Raw genomic sequence first — 23,790 nt, 5'->3', positions numbered from 1 at the left:
CCCCGGAAGTGTCTCAGCGCTGAGACATCGGTGGCCGGCCGGGTCACAACCAGCCGGGCACCACGAAGACCAGCCACGACAGCAGCGGTCCGACGGCCACCACGATCGCGGCGTAGGCCAGGATCTGCTTGTAGAAGCGGTCGCGGTCGACGTCCTGCGCGTTGGCCAGCACGAGCGCGCCGTTGGTCGAGAACGGGCTCACGTCGACGATCGTGGAGGCCACCGACAGGGCGACCACCACGCCGATCGCGCTGATGGCCCCGGCCTCGAGGAACGGCACCGCGAGGAGGATGGCGACGCCGATGATCGCCGTCGACGACGCGAAGGCCGAGACGACGCCGCCGATGTAGGCCAGCAGCAGCGCGATGAGCAGCGGGACCCCGAGGCCGATGACCGCGTCGCCGACGTAGTCGATGGTGCCGGCCTCCTCGAGGACGAACACGAAGGTCAGGACGCCGGCGATCAGGAGGATCGTCGACCAGCTGATCTGGGTGACCGCGCCCTTGTGCTGCTGGGCGGAGAACAGCGCCAGGACGACGGCGACGGTGATCGCGACGAAGCCGATGTCCAGGTCGAAGGCGAGCGCCAGGACGGCGACGACGACCAGCCCGACCAGCGTGAGCACCTGCTCGAAGCGCACCGGCGACGGGCGGTCGGGGTGGATGTGCTCGTCGTCGTCCCCGCCGACGGCGGGCCCGGGCGCGGCGCCGTGGCCGCGCACCACCGTGCCGTGGGCGTGCTCGCCGTGCGGGATCGGTTCGGCGGCGACCTTGCGGCCCAGCAGCTTCCGGCCGCCGAGCGCGAAGAACAGGACCAGGGCGATCGCGATGTTGAAGAGCAGCGCCCCGAGGAACACCGCCAGGGGGCTGCCCGGCAGCCCTTCGTCCTCGACGATGGTGTTCACCGTGACGCCGTAGACGCTGATGGGGGAGAAGCCGCCCCCCTGGGCGCCGTGGATGACCATCATCCCCATCAGCAGCGGGCTGATCTCGTGCCGGGCGGCGAAGGTGAGCGCGATCGGGGCGATGATCGCGACCGCCGCCGGCGACAGCGCGCCGATGCCCGTGAGGACGGCGGTGACGGCGAACATGATCCACGGGATGGCCGCCACGTGGCCGCCGACCATCCTCACCGCGCCCCGGACCAGCAGGTCCACCGTGCCGTTGTTCTGCGCGATGGCGAACAGGTAGGTGACCCCGATCAGGGTCAGCACCAGGCCGGCGGGGAACCCGCTGATGATGTCGTCGGTGGTCAACCCCACCGAGAGGGTGCCCACGACGAAGGCGGCGACGAACGCCAGCGCCCCCATGTTGATCGGCAGGAAGGTCGCGATCGCGAAGATCACGACCAGCGCCAGGATGGTGACGATCTCGGGCGACACGGTCACTCCCACCAGGTCCGGGGCTGCGGCTCGCTCACTGTGTCAGTGACTCGCCGGTAGCGCCTGCCATCCACCGGACGGCGTGACCACCGCCGTCACCCGCAGGTCGTGCGGCTCGCCCGGCAGCCGGTCGACCACCTCGTCGTCGAACACGACCGCCACCAGGACCGCCCCGGGCCGGGCATGCCGCAGGGCGCGGTCGTAGTACCCGCCGCCGCGGCCCAGCCGGGTCCCGTCCCGGGCGACCGCCGTCGCGGGGACGACGACGGCGCCGGCCGCGGCGAGCGCGGCCGGGCCCAGCCGCGGCCCGACCGGCTCCAGCAGCCCGAACCGGCCCGGCGCGAGCTCGCCGGTGTGCACCGCCCAGTCCAGCTCCCGGCCGCGGGCGGGCACGACGGGGAGCAGCAGGCGGTCGCGGCCGGCCAGCGCGGCCGGGAGCAGGCCGTGCCCGGGCTCGGCCGGGTCGGGCACGAACGCGGCGACGGTGGGAACCCCGGCGAGCCGGTCGGCCAGCGTGGCGGCGACCGCCCGCGCGGCCGCCGCCCGCTCGTCGGCGGGGCGGGCCGCGCGGCGTCCCAGCAGCTCGGCGCGGAGCGCGGCCTTGGCGGCGGCCTCCGCGGGCGAGGTGCTCACCGGCGCAGCCTAGATAGGCTGCCCCACATGTCGATGCCCCTCACCCGTACGGCCCGGAAGGCGGTCATCCCCGTCGCAGGAATGGGCACCCGCTTCCTGCCGGCCACCAAGGCCGTCCCGAAGGAGCTGCTCCCGGTCGTCGACCGGCCGGCCCTCCAGTACATCGTCGAGGAGGCCGCCCGCGCCGGGCTGCCCGAGGTGCTCATGGTCACCGGCCGCGGCAAGGCGGCCATCGAGGACTTCTTCGACCGCACCCCCGAGCTCGAGACCGCGCTGGAGAAGAAGGGCGACGCCGGTCGCCTCGCCGCCGTGCACGAGTCCACCGAGGTCGCGCAGGTGCACTTCGTGCGCCAGGGCGAGGCTCGCGGGCTGGGTCACGCCGTGCTGCAGGCGGCCGCCTTCGTCGGCGACGAGCCGTTCGCCGTGCTCCTCGGCGACGACCTGATCGATGCCCGTGACCACCTGCTGGAGCAGATGCTGGCCGTCCAGGCCGAGCACGGCGGCTCGGTGATCGCCCTGCTCGACGTCGGCCGGGAGAACATCGACAAGTACGGCGCCGTGGCCGTCGAGCCGACCGTCGACGGCACCGACGTCGTCGCCGTCACGGGCCTGGTCGAGAAGCCACCCGTCGACGAGGCCCCCAGCAGCCTGGCGATCATCGGGCGCTACGTGCTCGCGCCGGAGATCTTCGACGTGCTCCGCGAGACCGCGCCCGGGCGGGGTGGCGAGATCCAGCTGACCGACGCCCTGGCCACCCTCGTCGAGCGCGGTGAGCCGGTCCACGGCGTCGTCTTCGGTGGCCGCCGCTACGACACCGGCGACAAGCTGGACTACCTCAAGGCGGTCATCCGGCTGGCCAGCGAGCGCGAGGACCTGGGTCCGTCGCTCCGCGGCTGGCTGCGCGAGTTCGTCACCGAGCTGCCCGCCGAGGGCGCGTCGTCGTCCTGACCGGCGCCCGCGAGGGCACGATCGGACCCGTGGCACGACGCCGGCCCCGTCCGGGGCCGGCGCTGCCGCGGGGGCCGGTGCCGGGAGACGGCACGGCGGGACGACGGTGGTGAGGATGCTCGGGCAGAGCGACGACGGCAGCAGCGGCGGGGAGTTCCGGGGGCACCGGGACACCGCGCAGGTCGACATGCCCATGGCCCCGCCCCGGCGGACCGGCCCGGTCGCCGGCGCGCCGGCCGCCGCCGAGCCGGTGCCGGCGCAGCGGGCGCTCACCGGACCGGTGCCGCTGCCGGCGGACGGCCGCTCCGACGCCTCCCCCCACGTGCGCACCGTCGAGCGCCACCTCGACGAGATCCTCGCCGCGGTGCCGCAGCCGGACCCGATCGAGCTCGCCGTCCTCGACGCGCAGGGCCTGCTCTGCGCCGAGGACGTCGTCAGCCAGCGGGCGCTGCCGGCCTTCGACCAGGCGGCCCTCGACGGCTACGCCGTGCGCGCCGAGGACGTCGCCGACGCGACCGTCGCCCGCCCGGCGGAGCTGCCCGTCGTGGGGGAGAGCGTGGCGGGGGCCAGCGGGCCGTCGTCGATCGGCCCGGGGCTGGCGATGCGGGTCGCCGCGGGAGCGATGCTGCCGTCCGGGGCCGACGTCGTCGTCCCGGCGGTGTGGACCGACAACGGCGCGGCGCGGGTCGCCGTCCAGGCCGGGCCGCCGGTGGGCAGCTACGTGCGGCTCACCGGTGACGACGTCGCCCCGGGGGACCCGGCCGTGCACGTCGGCACCCCGATCGGGCCCGCGCAGATCAGCCTGCTGGCCGCCGTCGGGCGCGACCGCGTCCTCGTCCGTCCCCGACCCCGGGTCGCGGTGCTGAGCGCCGGCACGGAGCTGGTGGACATCAGCTCTCCGCTGGCGCCGGGCCAGGTGGTGGACGTCAACAGCTACGCACTGGCGGCGGCCGCCCGCGACGCCGGCGCCGACGCCTACCGGTGGGGGATCCTGCCGGGCGACCAGCGGCGGCTGGCCGAGGTGCTCGAGAGCCAGCTGCTGCGCAGCGACCTGGTGCTCGTCTCGGGCACCTTCACCGGCTCGGGGTTCGACATGGTGCAGGAGGCGCTGGGCGCGCTCGGGGACATGCGCTTCCGCCAGGTGGCCATGCACCCCGGCCCCGCGCAGGGCTTCGGCCGGCTGGGGCGCGACGAGGTGCCGGTCATCTGCATCCCCGGGGAGCCGGTCGCGGCGCTGGTCTCCTTCGAGGTCTTCGTCCGCCCCGCCATCCGCCTGATGCTCGGCAAGCGGCAGCTGTTCCGGCGCACGGTGCAGGCCATCTCCGGCCAGCAGCTGCTCTCGCCGCTGGGCTACCGCCAGTACCTGCACGGCAGCGTCATGCGCCACCCCGACGGCGGCTACGTCGTCGAACCCGTGGGCGAGGCCACCGACGCCCTGCTGGCGCGGATGGCGCGCGCCAACTGCCTGATCGTCATCGACGAGGACGTCACCGAGGTGGCCGCCGGCGGGCTGGTCACCGTCATGCCGCTGCTGCTCGGCGGCTGACCGCGCCCGCCGTGACCGATCCGCTGCTGCACCCCGGCTGGCCGGCGCAGCTCGCCCGGGGGCCGGTGGAGCTGCACCCGCTGCGCCGCCGCGACGCCGCGGAGTGGAGCGCCCTGCGGCTGGCCAACGAGGACTGGCTGCGCCCCTGGGAGCCGACCGCCGCCGTCTCCTGGCAGGCCCGGCACAGCCCGGCGGCCTACCGGGCGATGCGGCGGGTCATGGCCCGCCGCGCCCGCGCGGGCACCTCGCTGCCCTTCGCCATCCGGGTCGAGGGGCGGCTGGCCGGTCAGGTGACGGTCGACAACATCGTCCGGGGCGCGTTGCGCACCGGGTACCTGGGCTACTGGATCGACCGCTCGGTGGCCGGCCGCGGCGTCGCCTCGCTGGCGGTGGCGCTGGTGTGCGACCACGCCTTCGGGCCGGCGGGGCTGCACCGGCTGCAGGCCGACATCCGCCCGGAGAACGGGCCCAGCCAGCGGCTGGTGGAGCGGCTGGGGTTCCAGCGCGAAGGGCTGCTGCGCCGCTACCTCGACATCGACGGCGACTGGCGCGACCACCTCAGCTACGCCCTGCTCGCCGAGGACCTGCCGCGCGGGGTGCTGGAGCGCTGGGAGCGGTCCGCCCCGGGTCGACCCGTCGACTGATCGGCTCGTCGGCATAGCACGCACGGTGGCCGGTGCGGAGGTGGCCGCGGGTGACACGCCGTCTCCCGTCACACCGGTCCCACAACACATCGGCGACACACCCGCGCGCCTCCCGGACACCGACCTCCGGCCTGCATAACCTCGCCCGGCGAGTGACTGATGTGACAGGTGGTGTCGTATGGGATCGGGTGTGCTGCTGGCCGCTCTGGTCGTGCTGTGGTTCGTCGTGCTGGTGCCCATGGTGGTGACCCGCGGCGACGGGCAGGACGGCCGGCTCGAACCTGCCGACTCGGGGCGGACCCTGCAGCGGCGTCGCGCGGTGGACCCCGTGCGTCACGCGGCGACCGAGCGGGTGTCCATCGACCGCGAGGTCCTGCGCACCACGGGGGAGCTGAAGGTGGACGTGCACGCGCTGCGCCGCCGGGTGCTGGGCGGCCTGGTGCTGCTCACCCTGGCGTCGCTGGCCGGCGCGCTGCTGCTGACGCCGTGGCTGTGGATCCTCCAGGCGATAGCCACCGTCGCGACCGCGGGCTACGTGCTGGTGCTGCGCAAGGTCGCCCGGCGTGAGCGGCTGGCCGCGCGCCGCGCCGCCCGTGCCGCGGCGCGGGAGTCCCTCCGGGCGCCGGCCCGCCCGGCCGCCCGGCCGGCACCGGCCCAGCGCACGTCGCCGGAGGTGCACGAGACCGTCGCCCAGGAGGCGCTGCCCGTCCTGCCGCACCCCAGCGTCCCGCTCGCCCCCGTGCACGCCCTGCGCCCCGGGCGCGTGGTCGCCGCGCGCACCCCCGCGCCGGCCGGCTGGCAGAACAGCGCGGTGGTCGGGCTGGACGACGACGACATCGGTTTCGCCGACATCGAGGAGTACCGCCCCGCCCGGGCGGCCAACGGCTGAGGAAGCACCCCCCGCCCCCCCGCCGCTCGCGCGCTCGCGGCGGGGCCTGCACGGGGCCGGCCCCGCCCCCGGTGGCGGGGCCGGAGCGGGCGGGCGGTACTCTTCGACCCAGCACTGGGGGCTGTGGCGCAGACCGGTAGCGCACCTCGTTCGCATCGAGGGGGTCAGGGGTTCAAATCCCCTCAGCTCCACCCACACGGTGGTCGGCGCCGCCGGGGACTCCTCCCCGGCGGCGCCGTCGTCGTTCCGACGGGGCCCGATCCGCCGCCCAGACCGCTACGCTGCCCGGCGACACGGGGCGGGACGGCCCCCACGGGAGGCGCTGCGATGGTTGGGTCACCGGTCGGGGCCTCCCCGGCGCCGCGGCGCGCCCGCGGGCGGGCCGGCGACAGCGCCGCCACCCGGCAGCTCATCCTCGACGTCGCCGCCCGGGAGTTCGGCGAGCGCGGCTACGCGGCCACCTCGCTGAACGACATCGTCGCGGGCACCGGCATGACCAAGGGCGCGCTCTACTGGCACTTCGAGTCCAAGGAGAGCGTGGCGGTCGCGGTCGTCCACCAGATGTTCGAGACCTGGCCGGTACTGCTGCGCGGCGTCATCGACTCCCACGACGACGCGCTCGACGCCCTCGTGGCGGTCACCTACGTGGCGGGGCGGCAGTTCGCGACCGACCCGGTCACCCGCGCCGCCAAGCGCCTCATGGCGGAGCTGCCCCCCGAGGCGCTGGCGAGGCTGCCGCAGCCCTACGTCGGCTGGCAGCACGCGCTCGCGCAGCTGATCACCCAGGGCCAGGCCCGCGGGCAGATCGACCAGCGCGCCGACCCGGTCGGCACCGCCCAGGTCATCGTGGCGAGCTTCTTCGGCATGCAGCAGGTCTCCCAGGAGCTCAGCGCGCGGCGCGACCTGGAGGGCCGGCTGGACTCGTTCTGGGCGCTGGTCCTCCCGCAGCTGCGTCCCGAACCGGTCGTCTGACCCGGCCGCCGGCTGCGCGATCGGTGACGCCGTCGTCGTCACCGTGCCGGCTGCGGGCAGGCGGTGAGCGCTCAGAACCAGGACGGGAACCACATCCGCTGCGCCCACTCGGGGTGGGAGAGCGGCTGCCCGGTGAGCACGGGCCAGAAGAAGGCGAAGGTGGCCGCGACGATCGCGATGTACCCGCAGGCGGTGGCCAGCCCCGCGCGCCGGCGCCACTCGCCGGAGCCCGGGCGGCCGACGACGTCCTGGAGCAGCAGGGCGACCGCGAGCACGAAGAACGGCAGCACCGGCGCCATGTAGAAGAGGAACATCGTGCGCTCGAGGTTGAGGAACCAGGTGAGCCAGCCCGCCGCGATGCCGACGGCCACGGGGACCGCGGCCGGGTCCCGCCGGGCGACGATCCGCCAGGCGAGCCAGAGCGTGGCGGGGGCGAAGAGGAACCAGAGGGTCGGCGTCCCCACCATGAGGATGTAGCGGATGACCTGCTCGCCCTCGGCGTCGACGAGCCCCTGGGGGTTCCACAGCAGGATCGGCCGGCCGGTCACCAGCCACGACCACGGCCCGGACTCCCACGGGTGCGGGCTGGACAGGCCGTTGTGGAAGCGCAGCCACTCGGCGTGCTCGTGCCAGAGCGACCGCAGGGCGTCGGGCACCCACGGGAACGCCGTCTCAGGGTTCTGCTGGGCCCACGCCTTGCCCTGCGAGGTCTCACCGAGGAACCAGCCGGTGAAGCTGGCCAGGTAGGTCAGCACCGGCACGGCGGCCAGTGCCCACAGCGCGCCGGGCAGCCCGCGGCGGGCCGCCGTCCGGGTCGGCCGGGGGACGCCCGCCGCGCGCCACGCGGAGCGGTCCCAGAACAGCGAGAGGACGGCGAAGAAGGCGAGGAACCAGACGCCGCTCCACTTCACCGCGCAGGCGCAGCCGAAGAGGACGCCGGCGGCGATCCGCCAGCCCCGCCGGCCGAGCCGGAAACCGGTCGCGCCGACGTCCGCGGCCGCCCGCACCCGCGCGCGGACGACGTCCCGGTCGACGACGAGGCAGGAGACGGCGGCGAGCACGAAGACCTGCAGGAAGATGTCGAGGAGCCCGATCCGCGACAGCGTGAACTGGAAGCCGTCGACGAGCAGCAGCACCCCGGCGAAGAGGCCGATCACGGTGGAGCCGGTGAGCCGCCGGGTGAGCCGGAAGAGCAGGACGACGGCGATCGAGCCCGCCACGGCCGAGGGGAAGCGCCAGCCGAAGGAGTCGTAGCCGAACAGCTGCTCGCCGAGCGCGATCAGCCACTTGCCCAGCGGCGGGTGCACGATGAACGAGTAGCCGCGGTTGTACTCGAAGCCCCAGACGAGCAGCTCGCGGGCCTCGGGCGGGTAGTACGCCTCGTCGAAGACGAGTTCGCGGGGGTAGCCGATGCCCCAGAGCCGGAGGGTCAGCGCCACGGCGCCGAGGACGGCGGCGATCGTCCACGCCGTCCGCCGGTCGTCCGGCAGCGGCGGGACGACGTCGCGGCGGCGGGCGGGGAACGGCGGGCGGCGCAGCCGGGGCCCGGCCGGCCGCGGGGGCCCCTGCGGGTCGTGCTCCGCCCGCCCGGGTGCCAGCACCGCCATGCGGTCAGGGTAGACACAGGACCCGCCTGCTTTCGGGCACGTGCAGGCTCGCGCCGGGCCCCTGCAGGCGTGCCGCGGAGGCGGGGCGTGACAGGCTCGGCGGGTGAGCGGACGGCTGGTGCTGGGTGGGGCGCCCCTCGGGCAGCCCGGGGACGTCGGCCCGCGGCTGCGGGCGGCGATGGCCGGCGCCGACGTCCTGGCGTGCGAGGACACCCGCCGCCTGCACCGGCTGGCCGCCGACCTCGAGGTGACGCTGACCGGCCGGGTGGTCACCTTCCACGAGTCGGTGGAGCGGGCGCGCCTGCCCGGGCTGCTCGATGCGCTCTCCTCGGGTGCCACGGTGCTGCTGCTCACCGACGCCGGGATGCCGTCGGTCTCCGACCCGGGGTACTCGCTCGTGCGGGCGGCCATCGACGCCGGGATCGAGGTCACCTCCGTGCCCGGGCCCTCGGCGGTGACGACGGCGCTCGCGGTCTCGGGCCTGCCCGTGGACCGCTTCTGCTTCGAGGGCTTCCTGCCGCGCAAGGCGGGCGAGCGGCGGTCGACCTTCACCGCGCTGGCCGACGAGCGGCGGACGATGGTCTTCTTCGAGTCGCCGCACCGGCTGGCCGACGCGCTGGCCGACGCCGCGGGGGTGCTGGGCGAGGACCGGCCGGCCGCGGTGTGCCGCGAGCTGACCAAGACCTACGAGGAGATCCGGCGCGGCGGGTTGGGCGAGCTGGCCGCGTGGGCGGCCGACGGGGTCAAGGGCGAGATCACGCTGGTGGTCGCCGGGGCGCCGGCGCGCGCCGTGGAGCTGACCGCGCCTGAGCTCGCCGCCGCAGTCGCCGACGAGGAGGCAGCCGGCGCGACCCGCAAGGACGCGATCCGGGCTGTCATGGAGCGCACCGGGCTGCCCAAGCGGACCGTCTACGACGCCGTGGTCGCCGGCAAGCGCCCCTGAGCCCTCGCCTCTGCGCTTCCCGGGGTCTCCGGGCGGCAGGTGACCCCGGGGAGTGCACACCGGCTGCGCGCGCTGGCCGCCGCGTCGCTCGTCTTCGCGGACGCCGTCGTCACCGGGTGCAGCGCCGCCGTGCTGTGGGGAGTGGAGCTCGCCGGTCCGGGTGACGACGTGGAGCTGACCGTTCCTCCGTCCCGGCGGCCGGTCCGCGTCGCGGGCATCGGGGTGCGCCGGGCGGCGCTCGCGCGGGACGACGTCCGACCCTGCTTCGGCGCGCGGGTGACCCTGCCCGAGGCGACCGCCGTCCGGGTGGCCGCCGCCCTGCCGCCGGACGACGGCGCGTGGTCTTCGTGACCGCCGCCGATCTCCACCGTCCGGCCGAACTCCTCGCCCGCTTGGCCGCCGTCGTGCAGTTCCCGGGTCAACCCGGCCGTCGGTGACCCCGACGAGCGCACAGTCGGCGCCGCCTACAGCCAGCCGTTGCGCTTGAAGCCGCGGTAGAGCAGCACGATCGCGCCGAGGATCACCAGCAGCACCAGCGGGTAGCCGAACCGCCACTCGAGCTCGGGCATGTGCTCGAAGTTCATGCCGTAGATGCCGGCGATCGCGGTGGGCACGGCGATGATGCCCGCGTAGGCCGAGATCTTCCGCATGTCCTCGTTGTCGGCCATGGTCGTGCGGGCCAGCGACGCCTGCAGGATCGAGGTGAGCAGCTCGTCCAGCCCGCCGACCTGGTCCCGCACCCGGATGGCGTGGTCGAGCACGTCGCGGAAGTAGGAGCGCATCGCCTCGGGGACGACGTCGATCGGCCGCTCCGCGAGCTTCTGCAGCGGCACCTCCAGCGGTGAGACGGCCCGGCGCAGCGACAGCAGCTCGCGCTTGAGCTGGTAGAGCCGGCCGATGTCGTCGGTGCGCTCCGGGCTGAAGACCGACGCCTCGAGCTCCTCGACGTCCTGCTCGACGGCCGCGGTGACCTCCACGAAGGTGTCGACGACGAGGTCGGCGACCGCGTAGAGCACTGCGGAGGGGCCCAGGCACAGCAGGTCGCGCTGCTCCTCCAGCCGTTCCCGCAGGCCGGTCAGCCCGCCGTGCTCGCCGTGCCGCACCGTGATCACGTACCGGGGGCCGAGGAACACCATCACCTCACCGGTGTCCACGACCTCGCTGGTGGCGGTCAGCTCCTCGTGCTCCACGTACGTCGCGGTCTTGAGCACCATGAAGAGCGCGTCGTCGTAGGGCTCGAGCTTGGGGCGCTGGTGGGCGTAGACGGCGTCCTCGACGGCGAGCGGGTGCAGGTCGTACCGCTCGGCGATCGCGCCCAGCTCCTCCTCGGTGGGCGCGAACAGGCCCAGCCACACGAAGCCGTCGCGCTCCTCGGCGACGCGCAGCGCCTCGTGCGGGGTCACCGGCTCCTGCCGCTCCCCGCCGACGTAGACCGCGCAGTCGACGACGGCGCCCTCGTCCGGCCGGCGGGTGGGGCGGCGGTGCTGCGGGCCGGCCGGCTGCGGGCGCAGCGTCGGCGGGTCGCTCGGCCCGAGGCGGGTGGCGGGGTGCTCGTCCCGGGTGGTCATCGCGGGTGCCGCCTTCCTCGCGGGTCGTCGTCCGGGATCAGCAGCCTAAGCGCGCGCAGCTCCCGGATCGGGCGGGTGTCCCACCCCGAGGGGTGAGGCGGCCGGGACCGGTGCTCCAGCCACCGCCCCGACCGGCCGTCGAGTCACGAGACACCTCCGACCGGTCAGGGAGAGAACCCTCGTGGCGAGCACCGTCCTCGACGTCCGCAGCACCGTCGGGTCGTCCCACCTCCGCCCGGAGCGGCCGGCCCCCGACGTCGCGGTCGGCGGCGGGCTGCGACGCATCCCGGTGCCGGCGCTCGCGGCCGCTGCGCTCTCGGTCATCGAGGCCGTCGGTCTCCTCGCGTTCGGGCTCGCCCGGGCCGACGTCGTCCTGGCCTCCCCGGTCCGGCCGTCGGGCTGGGTCGTCGGACTGGCCCTGGTCGTGCTCGCCGCCTGGGTCGTCCTCACCGCCGGCGCCGGGGCGGCGCTGGTCGACGGCTCCACCCGCACCCTGCTCGTCGTCACCTCGGTGGCCGAGCTGGCGGCGGTGTCGGTGCTCGGCGGCATGGCGGTCCTCCTGCCGTTGCCGACCGCGCTCACCGGTGGCCTGCCGCTCCCGCTGCTGTTCGCCGGCGCCTTCGGGCTCACGATCGGCAAGCTGCTGCTCGTGGACGCGCCGTCGGCCCGGGAGTGGGTGCTCCAGGGCCCGCGGGTCCGCGTGCGCCGCCCCGACCCGGTGGTCGTGCACCGCTCGCTGTGCGCCCTCACCCTCGGCTGCATCGCCCTCGTCCTGGGCGGCTTCGCCGTGCTCAGCCCGGTCGAGGCCGGCCCGCCCGGCCCGGTCGGCAGCGTGGTCTCCCAGCCCTGAGCGGGTTCCCCGGCGACCGGCCGCGGGGTCCGCCTAGTCTCAACGCGTGAGTGATCGGCACATCCTGACCGCCGTCGCGTGGCCCTACGCCAACGGCCCGCGGCACATCGGCCACGTCTCCGGCTTCGGCGTCCCCTCCGACGTCTTCAGCCGCTACCACCGGATGGCCGGGGACCGGGTGCTGATGGTGAGCGGCACCGACGAGCACGGGACCCCGATCACGGTCGCCGCCGACGCCGAGGGCATCACGCCCCGCGAGATCGCCGACCGCAACAACCGGATCATCGTCGGGGACCTGCAGTCGCTCGGGCTCAGCTACGACCTGTTCACCCGGACGTCGACGGCCAACCACGCGCAGATCAGCCAGGAGATCTTCCTGGGCCTGCTGAAGAACGGCTACGTCTTCCCGAAGACGACACTCGGCGCGATCAGCCCCTCCACCGGCCGCACCCTGCCCGACCGCTACATCGAGGGCACCTGCCCGATCTGCGGCTACGACGGCGCCCGCGGCGACCAGTGCGACAACTGCGGCAACCAGCTCGACCCGATCGACCTGATCAACCCGGTCAGCAAGATCAACGGCGAGACGCCGAAGTTCGTCGAGAGCGAGCACTACTTCCTCGACCTGCCGGCGTTCACCCGGGCGCTGGGCGACTGGCTGGGCACCCGCAAGAGCTGGCGCCCCAACGTCCTCAACTTCAGCGTGAACCTGCTCGAGGACCTCAAGCCCCGCAGCTACACCCGCGACATCGACTGGGGCGTGCCCGTCCCCCTCGACGGCTGGCGCGACCGGCCCGACAAGCGCATCTACGTCTGGTTCGACGCCGTCGTCGGGTACCTGTCGGCGTCCATCGAGTGGGCCCGCCGCTCCGGTGACCCCGACGCGTGGCGGCAGTGGTGGCAGACGCCGGACTCCGACGCCTACTACTTCATGGGCAAGGACAACATCGTCTTCCACTCCGAGATCTGGCCCGCCCAGCTGCTCGGCTACAACGGCGAGGGCGACAAGGGCGGGACGCCGGGGCCGCTCGGCCGGCTGAACCTGCCCACCGAGGTCGTCTCCAGCGAGTTCCTCACCATGGAGGGCCGCAAGTTCTCGAGCAGCCGCCAGGTCGTCATCTACGTGCGCGACTTCCTGGCCCGGTACGACGCCGACGCGCTGCGCTACTTCATCGCCGTCGCGGGCCCGGAGAACCAGGACACCGACTTCACCTGGGAGCAGTTCCGCCGGCGCAACAACGAGGAGCTCGTCGCGGGCTGGGGCAACCTGGTCAACCGCAGCGTCTCGATGGCGGCGAAGAACGTCGGTGCGGTGCCGATGCCGGGTGAGCTCACCGACGACGACCGGGCGCTGCTGGGCACCACCTCCGGAGCCTTCGGCACGGTCGGCGACCTGCTGTCGCGCAACCGCCAGAAGGCCGCCATCGGCGAGGCGATGCGGGTGGTCGGCGAGGCGAACAAGTACCTGTCGGACCAGGCACCGTGGAAGCTCAAGGAGGACCCGGCCCGCCGGGACACCGTCCTGCACACCGCGCTGCAGGCGATCAAGGACTGCAACGCCCTGCTCACCCCGTTCCTCCCGCACTCGGCGCAGAAGGTGCACGAGCTGCTCGGGGGCGAGGGCACGTGGTCGGTGGCGCCGGAGATCCAGGAGGTCACCGACCTCGACGACGGCTCGCCGTACCCGATCATCACCGGGGCCTACGACCAGGGGCAGGCGGTGTGGGCGTCCACCCCGCTCGCCGCGCCGGGCACGCCGCTGGCGCCGCCGACGCCGATCTTCACCAAGCTCGACGAATCGGTCGTCGAGGAGGAGCTCCGGCGGCTGGAAGAAGGAGAGTGAGCCGGAGCGCCGCGTCCCGCGCGAACCGGCGGGACGAGCCGCCGCCGTCCCCGGAGCCGTTGCCGGCACCGGCGGTGGACAGCCACACGCACCTGGACATCGTCCTGGACGGCTTCCGTCCCGAGGGGGGGCCGACGGCGACGGACGCCGACGTCGACGCCGAGATCGCGGCCGCCGTGGCGGTGGGCGTCCCGCGTCTGGTGCAGGTCGGGGTCGACGTCGCCTCCTCCCGGTGGTCGGCGGAGCTGGCCGCACGGCACCCGAACGTCCTCGCCGCGGTCGCCGTGCACCCCAACGAAGCCGGTGCCGGGGAGGCCGACGACGACGCCCTCGCCGAGATCGACCGCCTCGCCGCGCTGCCGCGGGTGCGGGCGGTGGGGGAGACCGGCCTGGACCGCTACCGCACCGGCCCCGAGGGCTGGGCGGCGCAGGAGGCGTCCTTCCGCGAGCACATCCGCATCGCCAAGCGGCACGGGCTGGCGCTGGTCGTCCACGACCGCGACGCGCACGACGAGGTGCTGCGGGTGGTCGACGACGAGGGGGCGCCCCAGCACGTCGTCATGCACTGCTTCTCCGGCGACGCGGCGTTCGCCCGGGCCTGCGTCGAGCGCGGGTTCGTGCTCTCCTTCGCCGGCACGGTGACGTTCGGCAGCGCGGGCTACCTGCGCGAGGCCGCGGCGCTGACCCCGCTGGAGCAGCTGCTCGTGGAGACCGACTCGCCGTTCCTCACCCCGGTGCCGCTCCGGGGCCGGCCGAACGCCTCGCGGCTGGTGCCGCACACGGTGCGCGCCCTCGCCGAGGTGACCGGGACCGACCTGGCGCAGTTCTGCGACGCGCTCACCGCCACCGCCGAACGCGTCTTCGGCACCTGGCACTAGCGCCGCCGCCGGGACGCCGGTGTTACCGGAGCGTGACCGGCGCCTGCCCCACGCCCGGCATTCCGGGGGACACTGGCACTCGTGGGTCGTCTCATCGCCGTCGTGGTGTTCATCGCCGTGCTGGTGCCCGGTGTGCTGCTGGCTCGCGCATGGGCGCTGGCGAGCGGGCGTCGCGCCGTCGCCGGTGGCGCCGTCGAGCTGGCCGACCCCAGCCGGGAGGGGACGGCGACGCTGCAGCGCCAGGCGGCGCACGGTCGCCGCTGGCGGTGGCTGGGCCTGCTCCTGGGCATCGCCGGGGTGGTGGCGAGCGTCGTCGTGCTCGCCGAGGCGTCGGTCTTCCTGTGGGTGCCGATCCTCGTCGTCGGCTCGCTGGCGGGCGTCCTGCTCGCCGAGGCGACCCGGCCGCGACCGCGCTGGCAGCTGAGCGCGCCGCCGCGCCGCCCGCGCCAGGGGGAGCAGATCTCGGCCTGGCTGCTGTGGACGATGCGCGTGGTGGTCGCCGCGGAGCTGTTCCTCGCCGGCTGGTCGTGGTCCACGGGTGACCTCGGCGGTCCGGTGGCCTGGGCCCTGGTGGCGGTGCCGGCGGCGGCCTGGCTGCTGGCCGAGGTCGCGCTGCTGCGGGCCCTGCTCCGGCCGATGCCGGCTGACGGGGCCGACGTGCCGGTCGACGAGGCGCTGCGCACCTGGACGGCGCACCTGGTGGTCGCCGCCGCGAGCGTGAGCGCGCTGCTGCCGCTCGGCGCCCTCCTGCTGCGGGTGGGGCTCGACCTGGGCGACGAGGTCGGCGAGGGGTTCGACGTGCTGCCGGTCGCCTTCGTCGCCGGAGGGTTCTCCGCGCTGGCCGCGGGGGTCGCGGTGGCCGTGTTCCTCTGGAGCTGGCTGCGGCCCGTGCCCTCGAGCGCGCCCGCGCTGGCCGGCTGAGCACCCCGCCGTTCCCCCGGACGGGGGTCTCCACCCCGTGGGGTTGGTCACCCGTCGCCGGCCGGAGGGGCGGCCCAGCCGGCGTCCCGTCGCGGCGTGGCGATGACTCGGCGTGTCGGCGAGTCGACACAGCGGAGCAGGTGCCCTCTGCTTCACTCCTCGTGCACCAGAGCCATCCGCAGAGTGTTCGTTATCGTGTCGTGACCGACAGCCGGGGTGGAGCGACGACCCGGGCGGCGCCGCACCGGGGCAACCCGGCGGCTGCCGTTCGAGCCGCCGACGCGACCGGGCCGCTCCGGCGGTCCCGACGCTCTCCTGCCCGGGTTCTGTGACCCCTGGAAGTGTCGTGCGCCGCTCCCTGCAGTTCAGCCTCTTCGCCCTCGTCCTCCTCGGACTGGTAGGCGGGACGCTGGCCTTCTTCCTCGCCCAGAAGTCCGTCACGCTGACCGTGGACGGGCAGAGCCGGGACGTCGGCACCTACGCCGGCACCGTGGCCGAGGTGCTCGAGGAGGAGGGGCTCTCCCTCGCGGCGCACGACGTCGTGCTGCCCGCCGCCGACCAGGTGGTGGCCGACGGCGACACCGTCGTCCTCAACCGGGCGCGGCCGATCGAGCTCACGGTGGACGGCGTCTCCCGCGAGGTGCTCGTGACCGCCCTGTCGGTCCAGGAGGCGCTCGACCAGCTCGGCTTCCGCACCGACGGCCTGGTGGTCTCCGCCAGCCGCAGCGAGCGCCTTCCGCTGGAGGGGATGCGGCTGAGCATCACCACGCCCAAGGAGGTCGTGCTCGTCGCCGACGGCCAGGAGCGGGTGGTCACCACCACCGCCGCCACGGCCGGTGACCTGCTCGCCGAGCAGGGCATCGCCCTCAGCGGGACCGACCGCACCAGCCTGCGGCTGTCCCAGGCGCTGCTGAACCGGATGCGCCTGCAGGTGTACCGGGTGCAGGTCTCCGAGATCAGCGAGACCACCCCGGTGGCGCACGGACGCGTGGAGACCCAGGACGCCGAGGCCTTCCAGGGCGAGGAGACGGTGACCGTCCCGGGCGTCGACGGGGAGCAGGTGACCACCTACCGGGTGACCGTCGTCGACGGTGCCGAGACCAGCCGCGAGACGCTGTCGAGCAGCGTCACCCGCCAGCCGGTCGACGAGCAGGTCGCGGTCGGCACCAAGACCCGCCCGACCAACCGCCCGGCCGCGGACGGCCTCAACTGGGCCGCGCTCGCCGGGTGCGAGTCCGGCGGTCGCCCGGACGCGGTGAGCTCGACGGGCAAGTACCGGGGCATGTACCAGTTCTCGCAGGCCACCTGGAACTCGGTCGGCGGCACCGGCGACCCCGCCGCCGCCTCGGCCGACGAGCAGACCTACCGCGCGCAGCTGCTGTACCAGCGCTCCGGCGCCGGCCAGTGGCCGCACTGCGGGCCCCGCCTGTTCAGCTGATCCGCTGACCACCGCACCGGAGCCGACCGACGGGCTGCTGGGGCCGGCCGCGATCCGCGACCTGGCCCAGCAGCTCGACCTGCGTCCCACCAAGACGCTCGGCCAGAACTTCCTCCACGACGCGAACACCATCCGGCGGATCGTGCGCACCGCCGACCTGCGGCCCGACGACGTCGTGCTCGAGGTGGGGCCCGGGCTGGGCTCGCTCACCCTCGGGCTGCTGCCCTCCGCCGCGCACGTGACGGCGGTGGAGATCGACCCGCGGCTGGCCGAGCTGCTGCCCGGCACCGTCGCCGCCCGCCGGCCCGACCTCGCCGACCGGCTCACCGTGGTGCGCGACGACGCGCTCCGGATCCGCGAGCTGCCCGGCCGCCCGCCCACCGCGCTGGTGGCCAACCTGCCCTACAACATCGCCGTCCCGGTGCTGCTGCACCTCCTCGAGCTGCTACCCACGCTCGACCGGGCGCTGGTGCTCGTGCAGGCCGAGGTCGCCGAGCGGCTGGCCGCCGCGCCGGGGACGCCGGCCTACGGCGTCCCGTCGGTCAAGGCCGCCTGGTACGGCGAGGTGCGCCGGGCGGGCAACGTGGGGCGGCGGGTCTTCTGGCCCGAGCCGAACGTCGACTCCGGCCTGGTCGCCCTCGTCCGCCGTCCGCCGCCGCCGGGGGACCGGGTGGCGACCTTCGCCGCCGTCGACGCGGCCTTCGGCATGCGCCGCAAGGGCCTGCGCGCGGCGCTGGCGCGCTGGGCGGGGAGCCCGGCCGCGGCCGAGCAGCGCCTGCGGGCGGCCGGCCTCGAGCCCACCGCCCGCGGCGAGCAGCTCTCCGTCACCGACTTCGCCCGCCTGGCCGCCACCGAGGCGGTGCAGCCGTGAGCGCCGTGGTCGTCCGGGCGCCGGCGAAGGTCAACGTGCACCTCGGCGTCGGCCCGCTGCGCAAGGACGGTTTCCACGCGCTGCACACCGTCTACCTCGCGGTGTCGCTGCACGACACGGTCACGGCACGGCCGGGTGAGGGGCTCTCGCTGCGGCTGAGCGGCGAGGGCGCCGACGGCCCCGGGCTGGTGCCCGCCGACCGCACCAACCTCGTCTGGCGGGCGGCGGAGCTGCTCGCCGCGCACGCGGGGGTCCGCGCCGACGCCGACCTGGAGGTGGTCAAGGGCATCCCGGTCGCCGCCGGGCTGGCCGGGGGGAGCGCCGACGCCGCGGCGACGCTGGTCGCGCTGGACGCCCTCTGGGGGACCCGGGCCGGCCGGGAGGAGCTCCTCGGGCTCGCCGCCCGGCTCGGCAGCGACGTGCCGTTCGGCCTCGTCGGCGGGGTGGCTCTCGGCACCGGCCGGGGGGAGCAGGTCTCCCCGGTGCTCGCCGCCGGGCGGTGGCACTGGGTGCTCGGCATCGCCGGGGAGGGGCTCTCGACGCCGGCGGTCTACGGGGAGCTCGACCGCATGCGCGCCGACGGCCGGGCGCCGGACGTGACCGAGCCGACGCAGGCCGGGCCCGTGCTCGCCGCGCTGCGCTCGGGCTCGGTCGACGAGCTCGCCGGGGCGCTGGCCAACGACCTGCAGCCGGCCGCCCTGGCCCTCCGGCCGGAGCTGAGCCGGGCGCTGCGCGCCGCCGAGGACGCCGGCGCCCGCGCCGCGCTGGTCAGCGGCTCGGGGCCCACGGTGGCCGCGCTGGCGGACGACGAGCGGTCCGCCGTCCGCCTCGCCGCCGAGCTGGGCGGCGTCGGGGTCTTCCGCACCGTCCGGGCCGTCAGCGGCCCCGTCCCGGGGGCCCGGCCCGTCGGCTGACCGGCCGGGACCGGGCGGGGCGCTCAGGCAGCGGTGGTCAGGCGGCGGTGGTCGCCGGCACGCGGCGCTTGGCGGCGAGCCGCACCGGGTCGGGCCACTTGACGTTCCAGGCCCAGCCGAGCTTCTCGAACGCCCAGATCACCCGGGCGCTGATGTCGATCTGCCCGCGCAGCACGCCGTGCCGGGCGCAGGTCGGGTCGGCGTGGTGCAGGTTGTGCCACGACTCGCCGGCGCTGAGGACCGCCAGCGGCCAGAAGTTGGTCGCCCGGTCACGGCCGGGGGAGACGAACGGGCGGTCGCCCACCACGTGGCAGACCGAGTTGATCGACCAGGTCACGTGGTGCAGCAGCGCGATGCGCACCAGTCCCGCCCAGAAGAAGGCGGTCCACGCGCCGGCCCAGGTGCCGGTGACCAGGCCGCCGATGAGCGCGGGCAGGAACACGCTGACAGCGGCCCACACCACGAACAGCCGACCGGTGGTGACCAGGGCGGAGTCCTTGAGCAGGTCGGGCGCGTAGCGCTCGGCGTTCGTCTTGCGCCGCTCGAACAGCCAGCCCAGGTGGGCGTGGAACATGCCCTTCAGCAGCGCGCCGGCGCCCGTGCCGTAGCGCCACGGCGAGTGCGGGTCGCCCTCGCGGTCGGAGAACGCGTGGTGGCGCCGGTGGTCGGCCACCCACTGGATGACCGGCCCCTGGATCGCCATGGAGCCGGCGACGGCCAGCCCCAGCCGCAGCGGCCGCTTCGCCTTGAAGGAGCCGTGGGTGAAGTAGCGGTGGTAGCCCACCGTCACACCCAGCAGGGTGAAGAAGTAGAAGCCGACCGCCAGCCCCACATCCAGCCAGGAGAGCCCCCAGCCCCACACCGCCGGCACGACCGCGGCCAGAGCGAGGAAGGGCACCACCACGAAGACGTAGAGGGTGACGATCTCCAGGACGCTCTTGCGCCGCCCGATCGCGTTCTCCGGGAGCCCGGCGTGCGGGTCCGCGGGGCGCGGGGGAGCCATGGGCCGGGTGCGGGCAGGAGCGGACAAGGGGCCTCCGAGGCGACCGAGGGGGGTGTTGGCCGGTGCGCGCGGCCCGGCTACGTGGCCGTAACGTACGCCACCGTGGGGGACCCGGCGACCGGACCGCGGGGCGACCGCGGCCCCGCGCGCGTGCTCCCGGCACCGGCGGGGCCCTAGGCTCGCCGTCGGGCGCCCTCCGCCGGCGCCTCCCGGGCCCGCACCGGCCCGGGGATGGGGGATGGGGTAATCGGCAGCCCGCCGGCCTTTGGAGCCGGGAAGTCTCGGTTCGAGTCCGAGTCCCCCAGCGCAACCCGCCGACGCCTCCCGAGGAGTTCCGTGACCCACCCGCAGCCGGTTCCCGCCCCCGATGCGCCGACGGTGGCCGCCGTCGTGGTCCTGGCCGCCGGGCAGGGCACCCGGATGCGCTCGTCCACCCCCAAGGTGCTGCACCCGCTCGGCGGCCGCAGCATGCTCGGGCACGTGCTCGCCGCGGCCGCGCCGCTCTCGGCGGGCCGGACGGTGGTCGTCGTCGGCTCGGGCCGGGAGGAGGTGGAGGCCCACCTCGCGGAGATCGCGCCCGACGCCCGGGCGGTCGTGCAGGAGGAGCAGCTCGGCTCGGGCCACGCGGCAGGTGTGGCGCTGGCCGCCGTCCCGGACCTCGAGGGCTCCGTCCTCGTCGTCAACGGGGACTCGCCCCTGCTGACCGGCCGGACGCTCACCGGGCTGGTGGCGGCCCACGACGCCGCCGGGAGCGTCTTCACCGTCCTCACCGCCGAGGTCGAGGACCCGACCGGTCTGGGCCGGATCGTCCGCGACGACCGCGGGACCCCGCAGGCCATCGTCGAGGAGCGCGACGCGACCGACGAGCAGCGCGCCATCCGGGAGGTCAACGCCGGCGTCTACGTCGCGGACGCCGCCACGCTGCGGCGGGTCCTGGCCGGCCTCGGGACGTCGAACGCGCAGGGCGAGCAGTACCTCACCGACGCGCTCGCGCCGCTCGTCGCCGGCGGGGCCCCCACGGCCGCCGTCCTGGCCGAGGACCCCGACGACGTCCTCGGCTGCAACGACCGCGTGGAGCTCGCCGCCCGCCGCCGCACCCTCAACGACCGCCTGCTCGAGGAGCTCATGCGCAGCGGCGTCACCGTCGTCGACCCGCTCACCACGTGGGTCGACGTCACCGCGACCGTCGGCCGGGACGCGGTCCTGGAGCCCGGCACCCACCTCCGCGGGGTGACCTCCGTGGGTGATGCTGCCCACGTCGGCCCGGACACCACCCTGGAGGACACCGAGGTCGGCGAGGGCGCCACCGTGGTGCGGGCGCACGCGGTCGGGGCGCGGATCGGCGCGCGGGTCTCGGTGGGTCCGTTCGCCTACCTGCGCCTGGGCACCGACCTCGGCGCCGGGGCGAAGGTCGGCACGTTCGTCGAGACCAAGAACGCGCAGGTGGGGGAGGGGGCGAAGATCCCGCACCTCTCCTACGTGGGCGACGCGACGATCGGCCGCGGCACCAACATCGGGGCGGCCACGGTCTTCGTGAACTACGACGGCGTGGCCAAGCACCGCACCACCATCGGGGAGCACGCGCGCACCGGTGCCGACAACATGTTCGTGGCGCCGGTCACGGTGGGGGACGGCGCCTACACCGCCGCGGGGTCGGTCATCACCTCCGACGTCCCCCCGGGGGCGATGGCCGTCGCTCGGGCACCCCAGCGGAATGTGGCAGGCTGGGTGCGTCGCCGACGGTCCGGAACGCCCGCTGCGGAGGCCGCGGCAGCGGCCGAGGGCCGGACCGAGGCACCCGGGACGGACCCGTCCGAGTCCTCCCGTGCGGCCCACGACAGCTAGGGACAGCGAGCCGATGAGTGCGATCCGGCAGACGACGAACAAGAGCATGATGCTCTTCTCCGGCCGGGCCTACCCCGCGCTGGCCGACGAGATCGCCGGTCACCTCGGGGTCACCCCGACGCCCACCGCCGCCTACGAGTTCGCCAACGGCGAGCTGTTCGTGCGGTTCGAGGAGTCGGTGCGCGGCTGCGACGCCTTCGTGGTGCAGAGCCACACCGCGCCGATCAACACCTGGCTCATGGAGCAGCTGATCATGGTCGACGCGCTCAAGCGCGCCTCGGCCAAGCGGATCACCGTCGTCGCGCCCTTCTTCCCCTACGCCCGGCAGGACAAGAAGCACCGCGGCCGCGAGCCGATCTCGGCCCGCCTGGTCGCCGACATGTTCAAGACCGCGGGCGCCGACCGGCTGATGACCGTCGACCTGCACACCGCCCAGATCCAGGGCTTCTTCGACGGCCCGGTCGACCACCTCTTCGCCCTCGACCTGCTGGTCAAGCACGTCTGCCAGCGCTGGGGCGACCGCGACATCACCGTCGTCTCGCCCGACTCCGGCCGGGTCCGCGTCTCCGAGCGGTGGAGCGACAAGCTCGGCGGCACCCCGCTGGCCTTCATCCACAAGACCCGCGACCCGATGGTGGCCAACGAGGTCGTCGCCAACCGCGTCGTCGGCGAGGTGGAGGGCCGGGTCTGCATCCTGGTCGACGACATGATCGACACCGGTGGCACGATCGTGAAGGCCGCCGAGACCCTCTTCGACGCCGGGGCGGCGGACGTCATCGTCACGGCCACGCACGGCGTGCTGTCCGGAGCCGCCGTCGAGCGGCTGTCCAACAGCAAGATCAGCGAGGTCATCGTGACCAACACGCTGCCCATCGAGCCGGCCCGCCAGTTCGACAAGCTCACCGTCCTCTCGATCGCCCCGCTGCTCGCGCGGGCCATCAAGGAGGTCTTCGAGGACGGCTCGGTCACCAGCCTCTTCGACGGCGCCAGCTGAGCTCATCCCGCCGGGGGAGCGGCCGGGTGGTCCCCGGCCGGTCCCCTGGGAGGATGGCCGGCGTGCCCGCTCGCGCCCGACTCACCGACGCCCAGGTGGCCGCCGTGGCCCGCTACCACTTCGGCCTGGGCGCCGCGGTGCCCGACCTGCCGCCCGGGGACGCCTTCGAGGACGCCCAGGGCGTGCCGGTCGCCGTCCGCGAGGGCGACGGGCTGGCGGTGGCGGAGATCCCGCGCTGGCGCTCGCCCGCGGCGGTGGCCCGGCGGCTGACCGACCTCGGCTGGGTGGCGCCGGCCGCCTGGGTCGGCCGGCCCCCGGCCGACCCCGCGGAGCTGCCCGACCGCGTCCTCGCGCTGCTGCCGGTGGCCGGTGCGCCGGCGGACTCCGCCTCGGTCTCCACCGGCGCCGCCGCCTGGGCGGGCGTGCGCGCGACCGGCCGCGAGGTCGAGCTGGTGCTGGTACCGGTCACCGCCGCCCACCCGGAGCTGCCCTGGGGCGAGCTGGCCGCCCGGTACGGCGCGACGCTGCTCGGGGAGCGGGCCGACCCCGAGCCCGCCCGGACGGGTGGCACGGTGCTGTTCTTCACGGGGCTGTCGGGTGCGGGGAAGTCGACGATCGCCGGGCGCGTGGTCGAGCTGCTGCTCGAGTCCGGTTCGGCGGTCACCCTGTTGGACGGCGACGAGGTGCGCCACCACCTGTCGGCGGGGCTCGGCTTCTCGCAGCAGGACCGGGACACCAACGTCCGGCGGATCGGCTGGGTGGCCGCGCAGATCGCCAAGCACGGCGGGATCGCCGTCTGCGCGCCGATCGCCCCGTACGCGGCGGTGCGCGCCGACGTCCGGCGGGAGGTGGAGGCGCAGGCAGGGCGGGGCAGCTTCGTGCTGGTGCACGTCGCCACGCCGCTCGCCGAGTGCGAGGCCCGGGACCGCAAGGGTCTGTACGCGAAGGCGCGCCGCGGCGAGATCCCGGCGTTCACCGGGATCAGCGATCCCTACGAGGCGCCCACCGACGCGGAGGTCACCGTCCACACCAGCGGCACGGACGTCGAGGCATGCGCCCGCCTGGTGCTCTCGGCGATGGAGGGCGCTCGACGGTCGTAGCG

22 protein-coding genes and 2 tRNA genes are annotated in these 23,790 nt (G+C 75.1%); 19 read left to right on the top strand and 5 right to left on the bottom strand.

Annotation, left to right across the window (positions count from 1 at the left end; all coding sequences use genetic code 11):
* Positions 1-43 precede the first annotated feature (43 nt).
* Together ACI794_RS05215 and ACI794_RS05210 are read right to left on the bottom strand one after the other, a co-directional pair.
* Positions 44-1,381 carry an SLC13 family permease gene (locus ACI794_RS05215; protein ID WP_456601018.1) on the bottom strand — a complete coding sequence of 446 codons (1,338 nt, stop codon included), beginning with the start codon at positions 1,379-1,381 and terminating at the stop codon, positions 44-46.
* 42 nt (positions 1,382-1,423) lie between these two features.
* Complete coding sequence (locus ACI794_RS05210; protein WP_456601017.1) at positions 1,424-2,014, bottom strand: 5-formyltetrahydrofolate cyclo-ligase; 591 nt, start codon at positions 2,012-2,014, stop codon at positions 1,424-1,426.
* Between the two features lie 27 nt (positions 2,015-2,041).
* Here ACI794_RS05210 and galU point away from each other — a divergent pair, with 27 nt between their 5' ends.
* The 6 genes from galU (at position 2,042) to ACI794_RS05180 (ending at position 7,013) form a co-directional block, all read left to right on the top strand.
* Complete coding sequence (galU, locus tag ACI794_RS05205; protein WP_456601016.1) at positions 2,042-2,962, top strand: UTP--glucose-1-phosphate uridylyltransferase GalU; 921 nt, start codon at positions 2,042-2,044, stop codon at positions 2,960-2,962.
* Between the two features lie 115 nt (positions 2,963-3,077).
* Positions 3,078-4,508: a molybdotransferase-like divisome protein Glp gene (glp, locus tag ACI794_RS05200; RefSeq protein WP_456615797.1), complete on the top strand. Its 1,431-nt coding sequence runs from the start codon at positions 3,078-3,080 to the stop codon at positions 4,506-4,508.
* An 11-nt stretch (positions 4,509-4,519) separates the two neighbouring features.
* Positions 4,520-5,152 carry a GNAT family N-acetyltransferase gene (locus ACI794_RS05195; protein WP_456601014.1) on the top strand — a complete coding sequence of 211 codons (633 nt, stop codon included), beginning with the start codon at positions 4,520-4,522 and terminating at the stop codon, positions 5,150-5,152.
* Positions 5,153-5,330: 178 nt separating this feature from the next.
* Complete coding sequence (locus ACI794_RS05190) at positions 5,331-6,041, top strand: hypothetical protein (RefSeq protein WP_456601013.1); 711 nt, start codon at positions 5,331-5,333, stop codon at positions 6,039-6,041.
* A gap of 117 nt (positions 6,042-6,158) precedes the next feature.
* Positions 6,159-6,232: transfer RNA gene (locus tag ACI794_RS05185), tRNA-Ala, on the top strand.
* A 136-nt stretch (positions 6,233-6,368) separates the two neighbouring features.
* Positions 6,369-7,013 (top strand): ScbR family autoregulator-binding transcription factor, encoded by a 645-nt coding sequence (locus tag ACI794_RS05180; protein WP_456601012.1) that lies wholly within the window; start codon positions 6,369-6,371, stop codon positions 7,011-7,013.
* A 71-nt stretch (positions 7,014-7,084) separates the two neighbouring features.
* Here the strand turns inward: ACI794_RS05180 and ACI794_RS05175 are convergent, their stop codons facing one another.
* Positions 7,085-8,620 carry a dolichyl-phosphate-mannose--protein mannosyltransferase gene (locus ACI794_RS05175; protein WP_456615796.1) on the bottom strand — a complete coding sequence of 512 codons (1,536 nt, stop codon included), beginning with the start codon at positions 8,618-8,620 and terminating at the stop codon, positions 7,085-7,087.
* 103 nt (positions 8,621-8,723) lie between these two features.
* On the opposite strand from ACI794_RS05175, the gene rsmI reads away from it, so the two are divergent.
* Together rsmI and ACI794_RS05165 are read left to right on the top strand one after the other, a co-directional pair.
* Entirely contained in the window at positions 8,724-9,563 is an 840-nt protein-coding gene (gene rsmI, locus ACI794_RS05170) for a 16S rRNA (cytidine(1402)-2'-O)-methyltransferase (protein WP_456601010.1), read from the top strand.
* A gap of 39 nt (positions 9,564-9,602) precedes the next feature.
* Complete coding sequence (locus tag ACI794_RS05165) at positions 9,603-9,914, top strand: hypothetical protein (RefSeq protein WP_456615795.1); 312 nt, start codon at positions 9,603-9,605, stop codon at positions 9,912-9,914.
* Positions 9,915-10,027: 113 nt separating this feature from the next.
* Here ACI794_RS05165 and corA read toward each other — a convergent pair whose 3' ends face one another.
* Positions 10,028-11,131, bottom strand: coding sequence for a magnesium/cobalt transporter CorA (corA, locus tag ACI794_RS05160; protein WP_456615794.1), 1,104 nt, complete (start codon positions 11,129-11,131; stop codon positions 10,028-10,030).
* A 181-nt stretch (positions 11,132-11,312) separates the two neighbouring features.
* Between corA and ACI794_RS05155 the strand changes: the two genes are divergently transcribed.
* From ACI794_RS05155 to ACI794_RS05125, 7 genes are all read left to right on the top strand, one after another.
* Positions 11,313-11,981, top strand: a complete 669-nt coding sequence (locus ACI794_RS05155; protein WP_456615793.1) for a hypothetical protein — start codon at positions 11,313-11,315, stop codon at positions 11,979-11,981.
* A gap of 46 nt (positions 11,982-12,027) precedes the next feature.
* Complete coding sequence (gene metG, locus ACI794_RS05150; RefSeq protein WP_456615792.1) at positions 12,028-13,824, top strand: methionine--tRNA ligase; 1,797 nt, start codon at positions 12,028-12,030, stop codon at positions 13,822-13,824.
* Positions 13,821-14,702, top strand: coding sequence for a TatD family hydrolase (locus ACI794_RS05145; RefSeq protein WP_456601006.1), 882 nt, complete (start codon positions 13,821-13,823; stop codon positions 14,700-14,702). The genes metG and ACI794_RS05145 overlap by 4 nt, the downstream gene beginning before the upstream one ends.
* Positions 14,703-14,783: 81 nt before the next feature.
* Positions 14,784-15,623, top strand: coding sequence for a hypothetical protein (locus ACI794_RS05140; protein WP_456579398.1), 840 nt, complete (start codon positions 14,784-14,786; stop codon positions 15,621-15,623).
* Positions 15,624-15,969: 346 nt separating this feature from the next.
* The gene (locus ACI794_RS05135; protein WP_456601004.1) at positions 15,970-17,061 is read left to right on the top strand and encodes a ubiquitin-like domain-containing protein; all 1,092 of its coding nucleotides are present in this window, start codon (positions 15,970-15,972) and stop codon (positions 17,059-17,061) included.
* Between the two features lie 142 nt (positions 17,062-17,203).
* The gene (gene rsmA / locus ACI794_RS05130) at positions 17,204-17,932 is read left to right on the top strand and encodes a 16S rRNA (adenine(1518)-N(6)/adenine(1519)-N(6))-dimethyltransferase RsmA (RefSeq protein ID WP_456615791.1); all 729 of its coding nucleotides are present in this window, start codon (positions 17,204-17,206) and stop codon (positions 17,930-17,932) included.
* Positions 17,929-18,846: a 4-(cytidine 5'-diphospho)-2-C-methyl-D-erythritol kinase gene (locus ACI794_RS05125; RefSeq protein ID WP_456615790.1), complete on the top strand. Its 918-nt coding sequence runs from the start codon at positions 17,929-17,931 to the stop codon at positions 18,844-18,846. Before rsmA ends, ACI794_RS05125 begins: the two co-directional genes overlap by 4 nt.
* A 37-nt stretch (positions 18,847-18,883) precedes the next feature.
* Here the strand turns inward: ACI794_RS05125 and ACI794_RS05120 are convergent, their stop codons facing one another.
* Positions 18,884-19,876, bottom strand: coding sequence for an acyl-CoA desaturase (locus tag ACI794_RS05120; RefSeq protein ID WP_456601001.1), 993 nt, complete (start codon positions 19,874-19,876; stop codon positions 18,884-18,886).
* A 205-nt stretch (positions 19,877-20,081) separates the two neighbouring features.
* On the opposite strand from ACI794_RS05120, the gene ACI794_RS05115 reads away from it, so the two are divergent.
* The 4 genes from ACI794_RS05115 (at position 20,082) to cysC (ending at position 23,788) form a co-directional block, all read left to right on the top strand.
* Positions 20,082-20,154 (top strand) — tRNA-Gln (locus ACI794_RS05115).
* Positions 20,155-20,185: 31 nt separating this feature from the next.
* Complete coding sequence (gene glmU / locus ACI794_RS05110) at positions 20,186-21,694, top strand: bifunctional UDP-N-acetylglucosamine diphosphorylase/glucosamine-1-phosphate N-acetyltransferase GlmU (RefSeq protein WP_456615789.1); 1,509 nt, start codon at positions 20,186-20,188, stop codon at positions 21,692-21,694.
* A 13-nt stretch (positions 21,695-21,707) separates the two neighbouring features.
* On the top strand, positions 21,708-22,688 hold the full coding sequence (locus tag ACI794_RS05105) for a ribose-phosphate diphosphokinase (protein WP_456600999.1): 981 nt from the start codon (positions 21,708-21,710) through the stop codon (positions 22,686-22,688).
* Positions 22,689-22,750: 62 nt separating this feature from the next.
* The gene (cysC, locus tag ACI794_RS05100; RefSeq protein WP_456615788.1) at positions 22,751-23,788 is read left to right on the top strand and encodes an adenylyl-sulfate kinase; all 1,038 of its coding nucleotides are present in this window, start codon (positions 22,751-22,753) and stop codon (positions 23,786-23,788) included.
* Positions 23,789-23,790 lie beyond the last annotated feature (2 nt).

It is taken from the genome of Blastococcus sp. SYSU DS0541 (genome assembly GCF_054050875.1).
This window is presented reverse-complemented; position numbering and strand designations above follow the sequence as displayed.